The sequence below is a fragment of the Methanobrevibacter thaueri genome (assembly GCF_015062915.1).
Taxonomy (GTDB): domain Archaea; phylum Methanobacteriota; class Methanobacteria; order Methanobacteriales; family Methanobacteriaceae; genus Methanocatella; species Methanocatella thaueri_B.
Window position 1 is genome coordinate 1 of sequence record NZ_SUTJ01000015.1, and the last position, 21,087, is coordinate 21,087.

At 36.1% G+C, this 21,087-nt stretch carries 19 protein-coding genes; 13 read left to right on the top strand and 6 right to left on the bottom strand.

Features of this window, described 5'->3' with window-relative positions:
* Positions 1–88: 88 nt before the first annotated feature.
* Together E7Z78_RS08295 and E7Z78_RS08300 are read right to left on the bottom strand one after the other, a co-directional pair.
* The gene (locus E7Z78_RS08295; protein ID WP_303724693.1) at positions 89–901 is read right to left on the bottom strand and encodes an N-acetylneuraminate synthase family protein; all 813 of its coding nucleotides are present in this window, start codon (positions 899–901) and stop codon (positions 89–91) included.
* A 32-nt stretch (positions 902–933) separates the two neighbouring features.
* A complete protein-coding gene (locus E7Z78_RS08300) occupies positions 934–2,598 on the bottom strand; it encodes a cytidylyltransferase domain-containing protein (protein WP_303724694.1) in 1,665 nt (554 codons plus the stop codon).
* Between the two features lie 89 nt (positions 2,599–2,687).
* Here E7Z78_RS08300 and hypD point away from each other — a divergent pair, with 89 nt between their 5' ends.
* Genes hypD through E7Z78_RS08320 form a run of 4 tightly spaced genes read left to right on the top strand, consistent with a single transcriptional unit; the run spans position 2,688 to position 6,126 of the window.
* The gene (gene hypD, locus E7Z78_RS08305) at positions 2,688–3,734 is read left to right on the top strand and encodes a hydrogenase formation protein HypD (protein WP_303724727.1); all 1,047 of its coding nucleotides are present in this window, start codon (positions 2,688–2,690) and stop codon (positions 3,732–3,734) included.
* 1 nt (position 3,735) lies between these two features.
* Positions 3,736–4,440, top strand: coding sequence for a phosphoglycolate phosphatase (locus tag E7Z78_RS08310; RefSeq protein WP_303724695.1), 705 nt, complete (start codon positions 3,736–3,738; stop codon positions 4,438–4,440).
* Positions 4,441–4,447: 7 nt separating this feature from the next.
* A complete protein-coding gene (locus E7Z78_RS08315) occupies positions 4,448–5,755 on the top strand; it encodes a TldD/PmbA family protein (protein WP_303724696.1) in 1,308 nt (435 codons plus the stop codon).
* The gene (locus E7Z78_RS08320) at positions 5,752–6,126 is read left to right on the top strand and encodes an SseB family protein (protein ID WP_303724697.1); all 375 of its coding nucleotides are present in this window, start codon (positions 5,752–5,754) and stop codon (positions 6,124–6,126) included. Before E7Z78_RS08315 ends, E7Z78_RS08320 begins: the two co-directional genes overlap by 4 nt.
* Positions 6,127–6,145: 19 nt before the next feature.
* Here the strand turns inward: E7Z78_RS08320 and E7Z78_RS08325 are convergent, their stop codons facing one another.
* Genes E7Z78_RS08325 through glp form a run of 3 tightly spaced genes read right to left on the bottom strand, consistent with a single transcriptional unit; the run spans position 6,146 to position 8,116 of the window.
* On the bottom strand, positions 6,146–6,397 hold the full coding sequence (locus E7Z78_RS08325) for a hypothetical protein (protein WP_303724698.1): 252 nt from the start codon (positions 6,395–6,397) through the stop codon (positions 6,146–6,148).
* 7 nt (positions 6,398–6,404) lie between these two features.
* A complete protein-coding gene (locus tag E7Z78_RS08330; RefSeq protein ID WP_303724699.1) occupies positions 6,405–6,866 on the bottom strand; it encodes a GyrI-like domain-containing protein in 462 nt (153 codons plus the stop codon).
* Positions 6,867–6,892: 26 nt separating this feature from the next.
* The gene (gene glp / locus E7Z78_RS08335) at positions 6,893–8,116 is read right to left on the bottom strand and encodes a gephyrin-like molybdotransferase Glp (protein ID WP_303724700.1); all 1,224 of its coding nucleotides are present in this window, start codon (positions 8,114–8,116) and stop codon (positions 6,893–6,895) included.
* Between the two features lie 111 nt (positions 8,117–8,227).
* Between glp and eif1A the strand changes: the two genes are divergently transcribed.
* From eif1A to E7Z78_RS08360, 5 genes are all read left to right on the top strand, one after another.
* Positions 8,228–8,533 (top strand): translation initiation factor eIF-1A, encoded by a 306-nt coding sequence (gene eif1A, locus E7Z78_RS08340; RefSeq protein WP_292895977.1) that lies wholly within the window; start codon positions 8,228–8,230, stop codon positions 8,531–8,533.
* A gap of 27 nt (positions 8,534–8,560) precedes the next feature.
* Positions 8,561–9,334: a serine protein kinase RIO gene (locus E7Z78_RS08345; RefSeq protein ID WP_303724701.1), complete on the top strand. Its 774-nt coding sequence runs from the start codon at positions 8,561–8,563 to the stop codon at positions 9,332–9,334.
* Between the two features lie 39 nt (positions 9,335–9,373).
* On the top strand, positions 9,374–9,991 hold the full coding sequence (locus E7Z78_RS08350; RefSeq protein ID WP_303724702.1) for a KH domain-containing protein: 618 nt from the start codon (positions 9,374–9,376) through the stop codon (positions 9,989–9,991).
* 337 nt (positions 9,992–10,328) lie between these two features.
* Positions 10,329–12,035, top strand: coding sequence for a DNA topoisomerase VI subunit B (gene top6B, locus E7Z78_RS08355; protein WP_303724703.1), 1,707 nt, complete (start codon positions 10,329–10,331; stop codon positions 12,033–12,035).
* Positions 12,036–12,044: 9 nt separating this feature from the next.
* Complete coding sequence (locus tag E7Z78_RS08360) at positions 12,045–13,142, top strand: DNA topoisomerase IV subunit A (RefSeq protein ID WP_303724705.1); 1,098 nt, start codon at positions 12,045–12,047, stop codon at positions 13,140–13,142.
* Positions 13,143–13,202: 60 nt separating this feature from the next.
* Here the strand turns inward: E7Z78_RS08360 and E7Z78_RS08365 are convergent, their stop codons facing one another.
* Positions 13,203–13,502 (bottom strand): STAS domain-containing protein, encoded by a 300-nt coding sequence (locus E7Z78_RS08365; protein ID WP_303724706.1) that lies wholly within the window; start codon positions 13,500–13,502, stop codon positions 13,203–13,205.
* A 113-nt stretch (positions 13,503–13,615) separates the two neighbouring features.
* Here E7Z78_RS08365 and E7Z78_RS08370 point away from each other — a divergent pair, with 113 nt between their 5' ends.
* The 4 genes from E7Z78_RS08370 to E7Z78_RS08385 all read left to right on the top strand — a co-directional run bounded on the left by E7Z78_RS08370 (position 13,616) and on the right by E7Z78_RS08385 (position 21,081).
* The gene (locus E7Z78_RS08370) at positions 13,616–13,888 is read left to right on the top strand and encodes a metal-sensing transcriptional repressor (RefSeq protein WP_303724707.1); all 273 of its coding nucleotides are present in this window, start codon (positions 13,616–13,618) and stop codon (positions 13,886–13,888) included.
* Positions 13,889–13,947: 59 nt separating this feature from the next.
* Positions 13,948–15,813: a cation-translocating P-type ATPase gene (locus tag E7Z78_RS08375; RefSeq protein WP_303724708.1), complete on the top strand. Its 1,866-nt coding sequence runs from the start codon at positions 13,948–13,950 to the stop codon at positions 15,811–15,813.
* Positions 15,814–15,845: 32 nt separating this feature from the next.
* Entirely contained in the window at positions 15,846–16,049 is a 204-nt protein-coding gene (locus tag E7Z78_RS08380; RefSeq protein ID WP_303724709.1) for a heavy-metal-associated domain-containing protein, read from the top strand.
* A 307-nt stretch (positions 16,050–16,356) separates the two neighbouring features.
* Complete coding sequence (locus tag E7Z78_RS08385; protein ID WP_303724710.1) at positions 16,357–21,081, top strand: Ig-like domain repeat protein; 4,725 nt, start codon at positions 16,357–16,359, stop codon at positions 21,079–21,081.
* Positions 21,082–21,087: the final 6 nt, after the last annotated feature.

Sequence of the window (21,087 nt, forward strand, 5' to 3'; positions counted from 1 at the left end):
AGAAACTATTGACAAATGTGCGGTTTTACTCAGTCACTTTTCTGCAGATTGTTCTGCAGAAATTTAATTTCTTTTTTTTTAAAAAAAACTATTTCTTACTCTCACTTAATTTTCTCATTTCCCTTATCGCAGATGATTCGCAAATAACAGGTTGCTTGTTTTTCATCCCATTGACCTTGGATATGAAATTAACATTCCAGTTGAACTTGATGACATCATCAGCATCCATTGCATATTCACAGTCTGTCAATGATTTGTCAATTGTAAAAAGCTTTTCAAGTATTGTGGCACCATAATTATATGCTGTTGTCAATACTGCCATATTATCATCAGGAACTGTATTGTCACAGTATCCAATCTCATAATCTGGGAAGTTTTCAGCCAAATCATTAATCATCAGCAAGTTAGCATCATTGTAATCAACAGGATATGATAAAACCACATGAAATATAGCTATATCCACCATTGAAACATTTTCTATAGCAATTATTGCCTGCTTGATTTCACGGAGGGTTGATGCACCTGTAAAAAGAAGAATCGGTTTGTTTTTACTTGCAACATATTCAATAAATGGGATATTGGTCAAATCAGCTGATGAAATGCAAAAAATATCTAAAAACTCATCAAAATCATCAACGGATTTTAAATCTAATGGTGTGAGGAGAAATTTCATTCCAATATTCCTGCAGTACTCTGCAATTTCCCTATATTCATCAATTGTAAAACTACTGGAAATCGCTGACTGATCTAAGAAATGATTTTGGGATTTATATGGCTGCAACTTAACCGCATTAATCCCACAATCCCTTGCCTCATCAATCACGTACTTGATTGCATCAACATCAGATATTCCTTCTTTTTCAGCAATCACCTGAAAATCATCACCAATGCCCGCTATCAAAAAAGGATATTTATTAAATATATTCATTATATTTACCTATTTAATCTAAATTTCCTATATTCCTGACGAATGACTGATTCCATATTCTCAAAACCATTTTTCAAGTCAATGGAGAGCATTTTTCTGTTCATATCAACACGCAAGTCATAATTATTTACCAATTCAACAAACTGGTTAAGTATGTCCTGCCTTTCAACATGTGCGCCTAAACCCATGTTAATGAATCCGTTAGATGGATTTGCAAAAACATGAGACAGCTCACGCTCATTTTGACATATGCATATTGTTGGAATTCCCAATGAACAGATATCATACATTCTCTTGCTTGCTGAAGAGAATATTATATCCGCCTTGAACATGAATTCACTGATATTTGAAACATTTTGGTAAATTTGAACTGCAGAGTTCGCCTCATATCTGGAGATGAGTTCTTCCAGATTAGGGTATGTCAATCCCACAACGACATTGATTCTTCCTTCATAATTGGTTGCCAGAATAGCATCAAGGACCTTTTCAGTCAGATTATCAGAGTCATCACCTGTGAATGTGATTAAGACATTATTGACTGCAGTGGTTATGATTTTTTCAGGTTGGAAGTAGAATTCATCCCTTAAAAGGTAATACTTGTATCCTGTGTAAATGTTTTTTTCTCCAATCTCATGCTCATATAATGCATCAAACACCACATCTGCCAATTCACTGCCCTTGCCCAAGTCCTCAAAGTTGACTACAAAGTAACCCTCTTGCTTTAAGATGGTCATGTACTCAGTACTGGTGTCTGCAATGTCATTGCATACCAATTGAGGGTTGTAATCCCTTAAGCATTTAATCAAGTCATCCTTACCATCATAAATCTTATAGTTATAGTTATATTTCTCGATTATGTCAATTCCAAGCTGATGAGATTCTTCCAATAGGAAAAGAATGTCATGGAACACCAGTTTGGATGCAATTGACAAGCATCTGTTTATATGTTTGTTTCCTGCATCATCTGAAGCGTTTGGAATGATTGCAATCTTTAGTCTTTGCAGACACTTTTCAGCAATCCACCAATCCTCATAATTTGTAACATCAATACTTTCCTCACTTGAAACCTCAACAATATCAATGCTGGTTCCCAAACGAGAGTCCTCATGAACGCAATGTCGACGAGTCGCTAAAATAGCTCCGGTTTCCCTGAAGTCTTTCGGAAGATCCTGGCGAGGTTTTCTTTCAATGTAATTTGGGAAGTATCTTTGATTGTTCTCATCATATCCCCAGCTTAACCGCCTATCATCAACAACAGTTATTACACTGTCGATTGCAAAATCTTCAAATTTCTCAATAACCCTGTCTAAAGTGGATGTTTTAATTAATGGAGAGGTTGGCTGTAAAGTGATGACAAGGTCATATTCATCCAATGTTAATTTTTCCTTTTGAACGATTGCATCATAAACGACCGGATCCAGAGGAGTTTCATCGGTTGACAGTTCAGGTGAACGTCTCACAACACTGGCTCCGAATTTTTCACAAAGCAATGCAATTTCAGAATCATCAGTAGTCACAACAACATCATCAACATATTCTGAGGATTTTGCAACCCCTATGGAATAAGATATTAAAGGTTTTTTGTTCAATAACCTTACATTTTTACGAGGAATTCCTTTTGAACCTCCTCTTGCTGGAATAACTACTAGAATTTTATTATTATTAAACATATTATCCCTATTAATACAACAAAAATTTAATTAATACAGTAGTAAATATATTTATAACATAATATTAAATCTTCGGTGTTATTATGAATATGAAAGATATGTCAAATAAGCTATTAGAAAAAATTAATGAATTAGCTACACCCGTTAAAATAATGCACGTGTGTGGTTCACACGAACACACCATAATGGAAAATGGAATCAGAAGTCTGCTTCCAGAGGAAGTAGAAATCATTGCAGGACCAGGATGCCCTGTTTGTGTTGTGCCATCACGTGAAATAGATGAAGCATTGGAGCTTATCGATAAGGGAGTTACAATCACCACCTTTGGAGACATGCTGAGAGTGCCTGGATCTGAAAGGTCCCTTGCAGATGCAAAGGCAGAAGGTGGAGACGTAAGAGTTGTTTACGGTATTAACAGAGCTATTGAAATAGCTGAAAAGGTTGACAATGATGTTGCATTCATTTCAGCAGGATTTGAGACAACCGCTCCAACAACAGCAGCAGAACTGCTTTCAACACCCCCTGAAAACTTCTCAGTGCTTTCATGCCACAGACTGATTCCACCGGCAATTGACTTTTTAATCAATTCAGGAGAAACCAGCCTGAACGCATTGATTCAACCGGGACACGTATGTACAATCATAGGAACAAAACCTTTCGAGTACTTCTCAACAGATTACGGAATTCCTCAAGCGGTAGCAGGATTCAACCCATTAGACATATTAATGTCAGTCTACATGATTTTAAGACAAATTCATAATGAAACACCGAAAATAGAAAATGAATACAAGAGAGCTGTCAGAGAAGAAGGAAATACCGTTGCAACAGAAATGATCGAACAGGTATTCGATGTGGAATCAAGGGAATGGAGAGGATTTCCAAAAATACCTAATTCAATTCTTGAAGTTAAAAAGGAATTTGCAGACTTCAACGCACGTGAAAAATATGACATTGAAGTCAAGGATGTCACCGAAGCACCTAAAGGATGTATCTGCGGACCTATCCTAAGAGGCCTTGCAAGACCTGAGGACTGCAAGCTGTTCAGAAAGGCATGCAACCCATTACACCCAATAGGAGCATGTATGGTAAGTAAAGAGGGAACCTGTAACATTGCACACAGATACTCAAGGGGATAAAATGGCAATAGAGGCAATAGCAGTAGACATTGACGGAACACTTACCGACAGCACTAGAAAACTTTGCATTTCAGCAATTGAAGCACTCAGAAAAGCAGAAGAAGCAGGAATACCAACAATTATAGTTACAGGCAATGTCGTTAACTATGCATACGCCATTGAGGTTTCCATAGGCTGCAGCGGAGGACTTGTAGCTGAAAACGGAGGGATCGTTTTCAAGGAAGGGGAAAACAACAATGCCGTTGAAACAATGGTTGAACGTGACTTTGTAACCTCTGCTGAAAATCACCTAAAAGAAAAGTTAGGAGACAAGTTTGACAAGCACGCATCCCATGACAACATGTACAGGCTGACAGAAACCGTATTCTACAAGACCCTTGATAAAAAAGAGTTGGAAGAGGCTCTTGCAGATTTTGAACATTTAGACAATCTAGAGATTTATGACAGTGGATTTGCACTCCACATTACCGACAAGAGAGTCAATAAGGGAACTTCACTAAGATACCTATGTGAAAGAAACGGCATTAATATGGAAAACGTGATGGCAATAGGAGACAGTGAAAACGACGAAGATTTCCTGAAAGAAGTGGGATATAAGATTGCCGTTGGAAATGCTGATGACAACCTGAAAGAAATCAGCACATATACCTGTGAGAAGTTTTACGGTGATGGAGTGGCAGAAGCGATTGAAAAATTTGCCCTATAGTGATAATATGATATATGAGATAGCAGAAGATGTGAAAAAAGCTCTTGAAAATAAATGTGACGCTTACGAAATTTATATTGATGAATCAAAACTCATTCAACTGGACACACTAAAAGAGGAGTTGAACTTTGCAAAAGAAGAAATTGACATGGGCGTTGGAATCAGAGTCCTCAAGGATCAAAAGCAGGGCTTTGCATTTACATCAAACATGGACAAACTCGTTGAAACTGCACAAAAGGCAGTTGACAACAGCAAATTGACAAAAGTTGATGATAATTACTCTTTTGCAGAAGTTGAAAAGGTAAATGAAGTCAAAAAGGTTTATGACGACAAATTTAATGACTTAAGCCTTGACGAATCCGTTGAATTTTTAAAATCAACCATTTCACAAGCCTTAGACAGCGGATGTGAAGTGACAGGTTCAGGATTTTCCGCAAGTGAAGGAAGGTCATTGATTGTGAATTCAAATGGAGTTTCCATTGAGGATAATGGTACCGGATTTGGATTAGGATTATCCGTAACAATCCAAAAGGACGGTGAAATTGCAAGCGCATACAATTCACAGTCATCAAGATTTTTTGATTTAGATGGTGAAAAACTGGCCAGTGAAGTGTGTGACCTGGCAAAAAGCTCATTGAATACAAAACCTGTTGAAACAAATGATTATGATGTTGTTCTAGATTACTATGCTGCTGTCGGATTGCTTCAAACTTTCATAGGAGCATTCAACGGTGAAAACGTGTTGAGGGGAAGATCAATCCTGAAAGACAAGTTGGGAGAAGAAATAGCAAGTCCAGCACTTTCAATCATTGACAATCCATTGCTTGAAAAAGGAATGGGCACTGCAAAATGTGATGGAGAGGGAAGCGTATCCCGTGAAACCGCATTGATTCAAGATGGAAAGTTAAACTCATTCATTTATGACATCTACAATGCAAATAAAGCTGGCGTCGAAACCACTTCCAACGGACTTAGAGGAAGCTACTTAACAACACCAATGATTGCACCGACAAACCTTGAGTTCAAATTCGGTGAAATGAAGGAATTGTCCGAAATAGACAATGGAGTTCTGACAACCAGCGTGCTTGGAGCACATACCGCAAACCCAATTTCTGGGGACTTCTCAGTGGAAGCGAACAATGCTTTCAAGATTGAAAATGGTGAAATGGGCGATCCTATCAAAAAGGCAATGATTTCTGGAAACATCTTTGAAATCATGAAAAGCGTTGAAGGATTGGACTCTGAAATTAAACAGTATGGTTCTTACATCATTCCAAAATTACTGGTTCACGATTTAAGAGTTGTGGGACAATGAATAAAAAGTTAAAGGAATTAATAGAGCTTCCAGAAGATTCACTTACTTCTGAAGATGATGAGCGTTTAGTTGAAGAGTTGAAAAAAGCAGAATTGATAATGCCTATTGAAGTCATCTCAACCGATGAGGATGAGTCTTTTGAGTTCAAGCCTCTAAAAATCTCAAATCCTGATAACCAGGAGTTCATTCCAGTGTTTAGTGATGAAGATGAACTTGTTAAGGCCCATGTTGAATTTGAGGTCATTAACATCACAAGTGAGAATCTGGCTGAAATGATTAGTGATGATGAGTGTTTTGGAATAGCTCTCAATCCATTCAGCAAGTACTCATTGGCGATTCCGCTAAATGAATTCATTAAAATTTTTAAATAAAAAAAAAGAGTGAGAAAAATTACATTTTTTTCAATTTTTCTCTATACCTGTTAATGGTATCGTTTTTATAGTCTATGTGAAGATAATCTTCAGTTACTTTTTTATTATCATCAAAGTCTTTTATTTTTTGATTTAGAACTTTATCAATTTCCTTATCCAATCTTTTTAATCGATTGTCAAAGGAATTTTCAGACCTTCTCATATTGATGTTTGATCTACGAGCAAGTCTTTCAATTTCTTTATCCAAATCAATTTCATCCTTTTTAGACATGCTCCACCTACATTTCAATTATTGGCAATTGAATTTCGGTTATGTAATCGTTTTCATCATCACAGTTGTAGAATCCTTTAATAAGAACTTCCTTAGGTGATCCTATAATGTCATAATGATTTTTCTGAGCGATTTCAACGAGTTCGGCATAAGTATCCATAATGTTTTCAGTTGAACCGTAATGAGTACCTGCCAAAACCTTATTTTCAATCATGTCCACGACACGAATCCTGTCGGTTTCATCAGGGTCATCTTTTACAGGGATGCTTACATCATAAACCACATCACCCTGATTTACTTCATGTCTTGGTGAGAAATAAACAATGAATGGTTCGCCGTCTGTTTTTATTTCTTCTGTATCAACCCAATCCATCAATATGGAAAAGAACACTCCCATATCTGATTTTGGAGTTTTACAATTGATAACCGCTAATTTTTGTTCTGGAATTACTTTTACTTCATAATCCATAATTACACCTTACTTAAATTATAATTCTAATTAAATAAATAGACTTCTACGTCTTCTCCTTCATCAACGAGTTCTACAAGTTTTGGAATTTTCACATAACCGTCGGCAGTGGACAGTGAAAAGATTGCTCCTGAATCCTTAAATATTGGTTGGATGTTTTCGCCGTCAACCTTAACGAGTTGATATTGCATCCTTCCAACTTGTGAATGAATTCTTTTTGTGATTTTTCCTTTGACTGTCTTCAATTCAAAGTCCTTATCGATTCCTGCCAGTCTTGTTAATGGCTCTGCCACGAATGCATTGAATATCATCAGTGCGGAAACTGGATTTCCTGGAAGGCCAATGACCAATTTGCCGTCAATTACCCCGACGATTGTAGGTTTTCCAGGCTGAACTGAAATTCCATGAATGTGAACCTCACCTAATTCGTCAAGAACATGCTTTAGGACATCACCTAATCCTGCAGAGGTTCCTCCTGAACAGAACAGGATATCCACTTCTTCAAGGGACTTTATGATTTTCTCTTTCACTTCATCATAGTTGTCTCTCATTACCCCTAAGAATTTTGCATCTGCACCGCAGGAAACGGCATCGTTTTTAATCATTCCACCATTTACATCATAGATTTTACCATATTCAAGCTCTTCACCCTGAAGAGTTATTTCGTTACCTGATGAGACAATACCAACACTCGGTTTTTTGTAAACTTCTATGGTTTCAAAGCCCTGTGACAGTAAAACACCAATTTTTCCAGGATTTAGGAAGTCTCCCTTCTTGAGGATAAGCTTGCCCTCTTCAATGTCGGAGCCCTTTTTGGCAACGTCCTGTGTAGGAGTGACTGTGGTCAACAGGTTAACAGTGCCATCATCTTTTTCAGCGTATTCAACCATCAAAACAGCGTCTGCACCTTCAGGCATTGCTGCACCAGTACTGATTTCAATACACTTGCCTTCTTCGACCTTCTTGTCGGTGGTTGCACCGGCTTCCAAAAAGTCAATGACTTCAAGAGTGTTTGGTGACTCTTCTGATGCTCCAAAACTGTCGCTTGAAAGAATTGCAAAACCATCCTTTAATGCCTTGTCAAAAGGCGGGAAGTCCATTCTAGAATAAACATCCTCAAATAGGATTCTGCCATAGGCTTCACTGACTAGAATCTCCTCGCTTTCAGGTTTTAAATTCTCATTGAACAATTCCTGAATAATATCAATAGCTTCATCGCATTCCTTAATTTTTAAAAATTCAGTTCCCATTTTATCACATTCATATAAAATCCAATAAATTAATATATAATATATTGATATAAATATAAATAATTTAATCTTATAGAGAGATAATTTTATTATAATTTTGGAGGAGAGTATTTGTCTAGACCTAACAATAACAATCAACAAGAATACAGAAGAGTGAGAACTCCTAAAAAGGGTGAAATCCCTGGAGTTGTTGAACAAATTATGGGACACGGAAAATTAAAAGTCCGTTGTGCTGACGGAAATATTAGAATGACCAGAATCCCTGGAAAAATGAAAAAACGTATTTGGATTCGTGAAGGAGACGTAATCCTTGTAAAACCATGGGATTTCCAATCCGATGAAAAAGCGGATGTGATCTGGAGATACACAAAAACCGAGTCCAACTGGCTTGAAAGAAAAGGCTACTTAAAAATGTAGTCTAACTACTTATTTTTTTTTGATTATATGGATCCTAAAGTGGCTAAGGCCGATAAAAAACATGCAAAAATCCATTCTGAAAAAAGAAGAAAGGACAGTTCCGAGAGAAAAACCGGAAATGAGATTTTTGACAAGATTACTTTAGAAACATTATACAAATTAGCCAACCAGGGATACATTGACATTTTAAACGGTGCTATAAGCACAGGCAAAGAAGCCAATGTGCTTACAGGAATCACCGATGATGAGAAATTCGTTGCCGTGAAGATATACCGCATAGCAACATCTGATTTCAAGAAAATGGATTACTACCTTAAAGGTGATCCAAGGTTTAACGTCAAAACCAAGAACAAGAGAAAAATCATATACTCCTGGGTTACAAAGGAGTTCAAGAACCTGACAAGACTGTATCAGGCAGGAGTTAATGTTCCAGAACCAATAACCAGTGCAAATAACGTTCTTTTAATAGAGTTCATTGGCGATGAGGATGGAAACCCTGCACAGCCTGTGAAAAACCAGCCTCCACAGGATCCTGATGAATTCTGGAACAAGCTGCTGGTACAATTGAAACTGTTCGTGAACGAGGCAAAGCTGGTTCATGGAGACCTGTCCAACTACAATATATTAAATTTAAATGAGGAGCCTGTGATAATTGACGTTTCCCAATCCGTCGTTTTGGACAATCCGATTTCAAAGGAGTTGCTTGAAAGGGATATCAACACACTTGTAAGGGAATACACCAAACTTGGCGTTAAAACTAGTTTTGAAGAAGTTTGGGAATATGTTAATCCTAAATTTTAAATAATTAAGATTAAATAATTATTATTAAAGGTGATAATTATGCCGGAAACAGATTATTTGAAGATACCTCAAAACAGAGTAGGGGCATTAATTGGAAGCAATGGAAACGTTAAAAAATCCATTGAAAAAGCAACTGGAACCATCCTCGACATTGACAGTGATGAGGGTACAGTTTACATTACACCTAGAGATGATATGGAAGATCCATTAGGGGTCTGGAATGCAAATCACATCGTAAAAGCAGTGGCAAGGGGATTCAACCCAGAAGTTGCCCTCAAACTCGTTAGTGATGATATTTATTTAGAGGTAATTAGCTTACCGTTATACATTGGTAAATCTAAAAAGGCTCTTGCAAGACACAAGGGCAGAATCATTGGAAAAGACGGCAAGACCCGTGAGATAATCATGGAAATGGCCGAAGTTGACATGGCAATCTACGGCAAGACCGTTTCCCTTATTGGAGAAATGGACAATATCATGGTTGCTAAGGAAGCCATTGAGATGATTCTTAACGGTTCCAGGCACAAATCCGTTTACGGATTTTTAGAGCACAAGAAAGAAACATTGAAAATGAAGGAATTCAAAGACCTTGTCGGAATTGAGGACGATAAAATCGAATTCAAGGACGGCATCGAATTTGATGAAAAAGATTATTAGGAGAACCCTCTCCTAATTTTTTTGATAAACCCATCACCAAAAATTGAAAAATTATACAATCAAATAAATTTTACGAAGTCACTGCAATTTTAATGACACACAGATATAAAAATTATATTAATACTTAAAAACTTTTATATACTGTAACCAACATATATAGATAATGTAGTGTAAATACCATATTTTCTACATGTTTTTAAATTATTATTTTACCACATATTTAATTGGGACAGATAGGGTACTGTAAAAATATTACTTTCCAAATGCTCTCTCACTTGATTTAAATATACCCCACATAATAAATTAAAACATATAAAATTTTTAAGGAGGAAAAATTTTGGCTCAACAACAAGTAGGATTAGATTGGGAAGAGGACTTTCAAAGGTTAACCCCATCTGAATTCTTTAGAAAAAACAAGCAGATGTTAGGATTCACTGGTAAAATCCGTTCATTAACCATTGTTTTTCACGAATTGATTACAAACAGTTTTGATGCATGTGAAGAATCCGGAATATTGCCAGATATCGACATCGAATTAAAGCGTGTTGACAAGGAACATTACATCCTAAGACATAAGGATAATGGGCCTGGAATTCCTGAAGACTATGTGATGCAGGTATACTGTATGATGTTTGCAGGATCCAAATTCAGAAACATTCAATCAAGAGGACAACAAGGTTTAGGTTGTAGTGGATGTGTATTATTATCCCAAATGACCACTGGTAAACCAGCTCGCGTAATTTCATGCTACAGGGATGGAGATGAAATTAAGGGAGTGAAAATGAAATTCCAAATGGACGTTAAAAACAACCGTGGAATTTTAATGGAAAGGGAAGACTACCCTGCAGAAAGCACTGGAGTCTGCATTGAATTGCAATTCAAAGACGTTTCATACTCCCTTGCGGAACAAGGTGCATTCGAATACATCAGAAGAACAATGATTGGAAACCCTCATGCAAAAATCACATTCAGGGACCCATCAGGACACAAGTACATCTTCAAAAGGGCAGCAGACGTAGTGCCTGTACAGCCAAAAGAAGTGTTACCACACCCTAAAGGTGTAAGTGCCGACGATTTAATGACCATGGCACAAAACACTGACAGCAGAAGATACAAAAGTATGTTAACTTCTTCAATGTCCAGAATGTCTGCTAAAAGAGCAGATGAAATCGCAGAAATCACTGGAATTGACATGAACAAACGTCCAAGGGACATGACTTTCCAGGAAGCAGAAGCAATTGTTCACTGCTTCAAGAAAATGAAATTCATGGCTCCTCCAACAGACGGACTCATACCAATCGGATCAGAACAGATTGAAAAAGGTATGAAACAAATCCTTAAACCTGAATTCGTTACAACAATCACAAGAAAACCTGTAACCTATGCTGGTGGGGTTTCATTCATCATCGAAGCAGGTCTTGCATACGGAGGAAATGCTGGAAGAGTAGTTAATGAGAAAAGGAAATCTGAAATCATGAGATTTGCAAACAGAGTTCCATTAACATTCGATGCAGGAAGCTGTGCAATTACAGAAGCACTCAAAAGTATTGACTGGAGACGTTACGGCCTTAAAGATATGGACAACACTCCATTAACATTATTCGTAAACATTATTTCAACTCAAGTGCCTTACCTTTCAACAGGAAAACAAAGTGTTTCACCTGAACCTGAAATCGTTCACGAAATCAGACAATCCACCATGAAACTAGCTCGTCAATTGCAAAAACACTTAAGAGCTAAAAGAGCAGCTAAAGAAAAAGAAAAACGTTCAAAAGTATTCGAAGAATACGTGCCAGTTATTATTGAAGAAGCTGCAAAACTCGGTGAGACTGGAGTTCCTGAATATCAGGAAGTGCTTGCAAAAGTAACCAAAAGGGCTCTTGCAGAGTTGCTTGGTGAAAAGGTTGAGGAAGAAGAGGAAGAAGAAGAACTTGACGCACTCATCATGGAAGAAGTTGATGAATTCGGAAATGCTGTTGAAGAAGGCAACTCTTCATTAGACAACTTCATTGAAGATGATGTTGAAGATGGTTTTGAGGACTAGGTGATTTAGATGGCTGAAGTAGAAAAAGAAGGAAAAACACATAAGGAACTTAGGAAAGAATACACCTACAATAAGCTCAAAGGATTAGGTCAAGAGATTATTGAAGAAATTGAAAAGAATAATGTTCCTAACATTAGAGTTCCATCCAGAGGAACTGGAAACATCGTTTACGATGATGCTAAAAGATACTATGTATTAGGTGACAGGTTCGGAAGAAGATCCCTCGGTAATGTAAAACAAATCAGAAAATTAGGTCAAATGGTTTATGTTGCCAACTTCTGTAAAGACCTTGTTGCAAGAGAAAAAACCGCAACCATCAGGGAAATGTATTACGTTTCCGAAGGTTGGGGAATCAGCTTCAAATCACAGCAAGAATCCAACATCGTTGGAGAAGACCTGGAAGTTACTCTCGGAACCACCCGTGAAGACTTAGGATTAATGCCTGAGGAAGACGGTGCATCAGTTTACGGAGACATTACCCTTTTAGATGAAGTGGAAGTCAATGCTTCAAAAATGGGAAAATCAGGTTATACAATTTCCCCTACAATCGATCAGGTAGAGTTTTTAGACCACAATGTGGACAAGGTACTTGCAGTGGAAACCATGGGAATGTTCCACAGGCTCGTGCAGGAAAACGCACACGAAAGATTCAACTGTCTTATTGTTGGGCTTAAGGGACAGGCAGCTCGTGCTACAAGAAGATTTATCAAAAGAGTTAATACCGAATTGAAATTACCTGTATATATCTGTAACGACGGAGACCCTTGGGGATTCCACATTGCACAAGTTATCATTTCCGGAAGTGCAAAATTAGCTCACGTTAACCATGACTTAGCAACTCCTGACGCTAAATTCATAGGAGTAACCGCATCAGACATTATCAACTATGACTTACCAACCGATAAGCTCAAGGATGTGGACGTCATGAGGCTCAAAGAGCTTTCAAAAGACCCAAGGTATAAAACTGATTTCTGGCAAACTGAAATTAAAAAGATGCTTAAAATCGGTAAAAAAGCAGAACAGCAATCTTTCTCCAAATATGGTTTGGAATACGTAGTAGACGAATATTTCCCAGCTAAATTTGAAGAAATGGAAAATCAAGCATAGGCTTGAACTTTTCCTCCTTTTTTTATTTTTTAAAAAAATTAGAAATATAATATTAATATTCTATTGAATATCTAAGATTTTATTAAAACCAGCCATTCTGAAGATTTCACGAATGCTGTCATTAACGTTTTTTATGACAAATGGAATTGCATCGGGTTTTAATTTTTTCTGAACTAATATTAGGACTCTTAATCCTGCACTAGAGATATATTCAAGGTTTTCAAAATCGAAAATTAAAGAATCGAAGTTACCCATCTCGTCCATAATCTCTTTTTCAAAGTCAGGAGCAGTAACAGTATCAATACGGTCTCCAACTTTCATAGTTAACTCTTTACCATCATAATTTTTTACGATATCCATGATATCACTCCATCATATTAAATACATTTTAGGCCGTTGATTAATTTATAGTTTGTGATAACATTTATATACTACAATATTCATATACCCTAGTAGGTATAGGTTGTGTTATTTTGAAAGATTGTATGGATAGTGCAAACCTGCACAGAAGACTTAAAAAAATCATCGGCCAGTTGAATGCAATTGATCGTATGATTGACGAAGACATTCCTTGCGAACAGATATTAATGCAAGTGAATGCATCAAAATCAGCATTACATAAAGTTGGATACATAATTGTTGAAGGACACTTGGAACATTGCGTAAAGGAAGCCATTGAAAACAATGATTCTGATGAAGCAATAAGTGACATCTCATCAATTTTGGAATATTACTCCAGACTTTAATTTTTTTTAAAATAACCTTATACCCTATGGGGTATACTATACCAGTGGGGCTGTTTAAAATGAGATTTACAAAAGACCAAATAATAGACATACTTAGCATTATAATCTCTACAATTAGTATAATTACAAGTTTAATCCTATCTCTCGATTACATTGCAGGAATTGCAGTTATACTATGTGGAATACCGATATTTAAAGAATGTGCGGAAGGATTGATTAGAGAATTTGATATCAAGGCGGATTTGCTGGTTACAATAGCCATAATCGCTTCAATAATAATTGGAGAAGTATTTGCAGCAGGTGAAATCGCCACAATCATGGCAATCGGAGGATTTTTGGAAGAGTACACTGTATCAAAAACCCAAGGTAGAATAAAAGATCTTGTTGACATGTCACCTCAATTTGCAACAAGAATCAAAAATGGAATTGAAGAGAAAATATCTGTGGAAAAAGTTAATGTGGGAGACATATTAAAAGTGCTTCCCGGCGAAAGCATACCAACAGACGGTGCAATAATTTCTGGTGAAACCTCCATTGACCAATCAACACTAACAGGAGAATCAATGCCTGTTGACAAGCAGGTTGGTGATGAGGTATACAGCGGAACAATCAACCTTTTTGGATCATTTACCATGAAAACCACAAAAGTCAGCGGTGACAGTTCACTTCAAAGACTTATCAGGTTGGTTGAGTCATCTTCCCCTGAAAATGCAAAAATCGTTAGAACTGCAGACAAGTGGGCTACAATGATTGTTGTCATAGCTTTTGCAGCAGCAATATTGACATACCTGTTCACATTTGAGATAATAAGATCAGTGACAATACTTGTTGTGTTCTGTCCGTGCGCATTGGTTCTTGCAACACCAACAGCAATCATGGCTGCAATCGGAAACTTAACAAATTATGGAATACTTGTTAAGGATGGGGAGTCCATTGAAGAATTGGCTAATGTAAGCGAAATGGTATTTGACAAAACAGGAACATTAACCTATGGAACCCCAAAAGTTGTTAAAATTATTTCAGACCATCCTGATGAAATGATGCATCTGTTAGCCTCACTTGAATCCAAATCAGAACATCCCCTGGCAAAGGCCATAATTAATCATTACAATGGTAAGGAATTGGCCAATGTGGAAAACTTCAAGATGGAAATAGGCCAGGGAGTGACAGGAACTATCAATGGTTCAAGAGTAATTGCAGGAAATGAGAAACTCTTAAAGTCAGAAAACATCAACATAAAAGATAATTTAAAACTGAAAAACGGTGAAATAGAGCTTTATGTTGCAAAAGAAAATCAAATTTTAGGAAGGGTTTTGCTTGCAGATACAATTCGTGAAAATTCAAGACAAACAATAGATTCATTGAAAAAATTAAGAATAAAAACAACCCTGCTCACAGGAGACAATGAAAAAACAGCAAATGCAATAGCCAAAGAGGTCAAGGTTAGAAACGTTATAGCGGAATGCTTACCAGAAGACAAGACAGAATATATTGGATGGGAGCAGACACATGGCCATAAGGTTGCTATGATTGGAGATGGAATTAACGATGCACCGTCACTTAGAAAGGCAAATGTTGGAATTGCAATGGGAAACATTGGAAGCGACATCAGCATTGAAGCGGCAAATATCGCACTGATTAACGATAACATTGGAGATATCCCTCATCTGATTGGAATAGCCCGAAAAACAATAAGAACAATAAACATCAGCATCACTTTTGCATTGACATTGAATATCGTTGCAATGGCTTTAGCAATTTTAGGACTGTTAAACCCAATTGAGGGAGCATTAATCCACAATATAGGATCTGTGATTGTCATAGTCTATTCATCCACATTGACAAGATACAAGATTTCCCAGAGAGATTATGCAAAATCAAAAAAATTAGGCATGACTAAAAGTTTAAATAAGTCAATGGCATAAATATATAACTAACGATATTAAGGTGATTTATCATGGCTGAAAAAGAAATCAAAGTAGTGGGCATGCACTGCCCATCCTGTGTAAAAGCTGTTGAATTATGTTTAGAAGATGTTGACGGAATCGACTCTGCTAAAGCAGACTTAGATTCAGGCATCACTACAATCACAATGTCCGGCGATGTAAGTGACGCTGACATTAACGACGCTGTTGAAGAAGCAGGATTCAAAGTGGAATAATTCCACTTCTTTTTTTATATTTTAACTTTAAAAAAATTCTCATTTTTCTTGATAATTATATATTACTTATTTTTTCTAATCAAATGAAATTTCAAAATGTAAATCTTAAGCCTTGATAATTAAATCATTTTCATTTAATTGAAGTAAAAATTGGAATAAAAACAGATTTTAAAAGAAAATTTGTAAAAATCAAAATATTATTTCAACAAAGTTATATATTTTTTGCAACAAACCTATAGATATATACTATTAGGGAGGAAATTTTATTAAATCCAAGATTATTTTTATCTCACTAATCATTTTTGTCTTGATTGGACTAAGTTGTGTAAGTGCGGCCGACAATCAGACAGATGATGCAGTGAGGATTGAAAGTGACGCAGTCACAGAAGAAATTTTGACAGATGAAAATGATGAGGTAGGCAATTTCACATCTCTAAACGATTTAATTGCCAACAGTCCTACTTCAGAAATTAAGCTCGAGAAGAATTATAAATATGATTCAAATCATGATTCTATAAAAGAAATTACAATTTCTGTATCAAAGGATAATTTAGTGATAGATGGGCAGAATCATACTATTGATGGTGCCGGCAAGGCAAAAATATTTGATGTGCTTGCAAGCAATGTCACATTGAAAAATATTAACTTTATCAATGCAAAGGGCGTAAGTGGAGCAATCCATGCTAATGGTGATTTAAATGTGAACAGCTGTAACTTTATTAATAACAGTGCTAACAGTGGTGCGGCAATATTTGCAACTAACAATGCTAATTTAAAAATAAATAACTGTAATTTTAAAAACAATCGTGCCACATATAGTGGTGGAGCAATATATGCTCAAAAATTAAGCATCAATCATTCAAAATTCATAAACAACACTGCAAATGATGGAGGGGCAGTATACCTTAATTGGCTTTATGATGTGTCCACATTGTCCTTAACAAACACTATTTTTAAAAACAATACTGCAAATGCTAATCCAGATCTTTATTATGATAAAAAGGCATCTGTGGAAGGTGAAAACAACACTCCCAATAATCTAATCCCCTCCAACTTCCAATCATTGAATAAAATCATATCCAATCATGTTGGAAATATAATAACTTTGGATAATGACTATATCTACAATCCTAACACAGACGAGGATTTCATAAGAGGAATAGAAATCGAAGATAATGAAAACAATGCAAATCTGATAATAGATGGAAAAGGTCACACCATAAACGGTTTAGGTCTTGCAAGGATATTTTATGTTGATGCAGTAAACGTTACCTTGAAAAACATCAACTTCATTAACGGATTCTGTGCTGATGAAGAGAATGACTTCGGTAAGGGTGCAGCAGCAAAGTTCGTAGAAGTTGGAAGTGTAATCAACTGTAATTTTACAAACAATTCTGTGGAAACGGATGGTGGTGCATTATTTTTCAATAGTGATGGAACTGTTGATAACTGTATATTCAAAGACAATCATGCTGAGATTGGTGGTGGAGCATTGTATTTTGATGAAAATGGAGTTGTATTGAACTCCAAATTTATAAATAACACTGCCGAGCATGGTGGAGCACTGAAAATTGAAAAAATAGGTTCAATATCAAATTCTGAATTCACAAATAATGCAGCAATTGACGGTGGAGCAGTATATGTTGGAGATCTTGATTTAACCATTAAAAACTGTAATTTTGAAGATAATGTTGCATCAAATTCCGGCGGAGCAGTTTTTTCAGCTAATTTGGATATGATTAATTCAACATTCAAAAACAACAATGCATCAAGTGAAGGTGGTGCTATTTATATTGATACTGGAGTAATATCCAATTCAGTATTTGTAAACAATTATGCGGGCGAGAATGGTGGAGCAATTATATTTAAAGGCCAGGGAACAGTTAAAAATTCTAACTTTACAAAAAATAAATCAAAATATGGTGGAGCTGTTTATGCAGTTGGTTTGGATGCAGATAATTCAACATTCGTAAACAATAGTGCGTCAAGGGACGGTGGAGCTATTGGTACTAAGGAAAACGGCATAATATCCAATTCAGTTTTTGTAAACAACTATGCAAGAAGTAACGGTGGTGCAATTCGTTTTGATAAGAAAGGAACAATTAAAAATTCTAACTTTACAAAAAATAGTGCATCAACTAACGGTGGAGCGATTTATTGTGGACAGGAAAGTTTAGTTGATGATTGTAATTTTATTAAGAATAATGTTACTTCTAATAATGGTGGAGCGATTTATTTAAACAATAATGGGACAATTTTAAATTCAAACTTTATTGATAACTTTGCAGATAATACTGGTGCTGCAATTCAATCAGAAAATGGATTTAATATAATTAAGAATTCTAATTTCGAAAATAATTATATAAATGGATATTCCGGTGGAGCAATCATTTTATTTGAGGGCGTTATTGAATATTGTAATTTTACAAACAGTAGTGCTAAAGATTATGGGGGTGCAGTTCGTTTTAAAGGTGATGGAACTGTAAAAAATAGCATTTTCAATAATAATACTGCCAAACAGGAAGGAGGAGCAATTCATTTTGCAGGTATTCGAGGTAGAGTTGAAAATTGTGTATTCACTGAAAATAGAGCAACCGGTAATGAAGGTGAAATTGTAGGTGGTGCTATCGTATTCAATGGTAACGGAACAGTTATAAACTCTAACTTCACTAAAAACATTGCAACCTCATATGGTGGAGCAATTTTCTTTGTTTCAGGCGAAGGAATAGTTTTAAATTCATTATTTGCTCTTAACGAAGCAAAAAACGGTGGAGCAATCTTTTTCAAGGATGATTGTAATGTTCAAAATTCCACTTTTGATAAAAACCGTGCGGATACTGGTGGAGCAATTCATCTTAATGAGTATAATGAAGGTCAAATCAACAACTCCACTTTCATTGACAATGCTGCAGATAAGGGTGGAGCAATTTACAGCGACCATGATACAGTTTTACGTGTTAATGATTCAACATTTGACTATAATATTGCAGATTACGGTGCAGCAATCTATGTGCATGAAGTTGGACTGATTAACAATTCAGAATTCACACAAAATATTGCATTAGTCGATGGCGGATCCATTTATTTCTATCAGGACGGTTCAGTGGAAAATTCAATTTTCACCCATAGTGCAGCAAGTAAAAACGGTGGATCAATATTCTTTAAGGGCTTTGGCGAAATAAGCCATTCTGAGTTTAGGGGAAGCAAAGCATTTGATGCTGGAGCAGTATTTTTCAATGAAGATGGATCTGTTGAACATTCAAATTTCATTTTAAGCACAGCCTCAGCTAACGGAGGAGCAATTATATTCAATTCAACAGGTAAAGTAAATAACTGTAATTTCAATGCAAGCCAGTCAGGATCACAATCATGGGGTGGAGCTATTGTATTTAATGATGACGGTATTGTAAACAACACCAGATTCCGTTTCAATATTGCAGATACTCATGCAGGTGCAATTGACTTTAAAAAGAACGGAACTGTTGAAAACTCTGTCTTTGATAAAAACATTGCCGGAAACAGTATTTCAGCAATCAACTTTGGAGGAAATGGAATATTGAAAAACTCTAACTTCACAAATAACCTTGCAAAAACCGGAACTGGTGCGGTAACGTTTAACATGACCGGTACAGTTGAATCATGTAACTTTGACAACAACACAGGTTATGGTGGAGGTGCACTCACTTTCGGCGACAAAGGTACTGTTAATAACTCTAACTTCACCAACAACAGGGCAACATTCCTGCCGGGTGCGGCAATTGCTGGAAATACTGCAAGATTAAACATATCTAACAGCCTATTCTTAAACAATAAGGCAGATTCAACCTATGTAATATATAGGGGAAATTATATTATCAGTTTTTCAGGAAAAGAGAAGTACATTAATGCAATACAGGCATTGGAATGCACTTTTAAAAACGTTACATACTGGAATGGTGAGATTGTAAACAGTGATGATGTGACTCCATTAGAAAATAAATATCCAGGTATCAGTCTGACCGTTGAGGTTTATGATGCAAACAATAATCTTGTGGATAACGTTACATTGGTAACTGACGAAAACAGTCAAGTTTATTACAGCCCATACCTTTTATATGACGGCACATATTCCATTAATGCCTACCATGCCGATGACAGCTATTATTCTGCATCAAATAATGCAACAGGAACATTTACATTAAGCAGAAATTCAACTTCAGTTAAAATCAACATGACTGACAATGACCAATTCAATTACAAGGATTGCAACATCACTTTCAGTGTTGAAAACCGTACACAGGTGAGGATTGTAATAACTGATAATCTGGGAAATGTTGTCTTTAATCAGACAAGCGACAACAACTATACAGTTGTGGATCTGATTCCTGGTGAGTATAACATAACCGTCTATAATGAAGGTAACAAAACCTATGCTACAAGCAGTGATTCCAAATTATTTAAAATAAATAAACTTTCCGCATCAATCAGTGCTCAAAACAAGGCATATGTGATAAATTATGGTGGAAAATACTCCATAACACTCAAAGGTGCTGACGGCAATCTTCTTGCAGGTAAAAAAGTAACATTCACCCTAAACGGTAAGAATATCGGTGTTGTGACTACTGGTAAAAACGGTGTGGCCACTATAACATTGACTCCTAAAATCCTTAAATCTGCCAAGGCAGGTAAAAGAAATCTTGTAGTTAAATTTGCCGGAGATGCGGTTTATAACGGTGTCAGCAAAACGGTTAAAGTCACAATTAAAAAAGAAAAAACCAAAATCACTGCCAAAAAGAAAACCTTCAAAAAATCCAAGAAAGTTAAAAAATACAAAATCAAATTGAAAAACAGTAAAGGCAAAGCTGTTAAGAAGGTTAAAGTTACCTTAAAAATCAAGGGTAAAACTTTCAAGGCCAAAACAAACTCTAAAGGAAAAGCAGTATTTAAAATCAAAAAGCTAACCAAGAAAGGTAAGTTTAAAGCAAAAATAACCTTTAAGGGAAACAGTTATTACCTGAAAGTAGTCAAAAAAGTTAAAATTAAACTAAAATGAGATTTT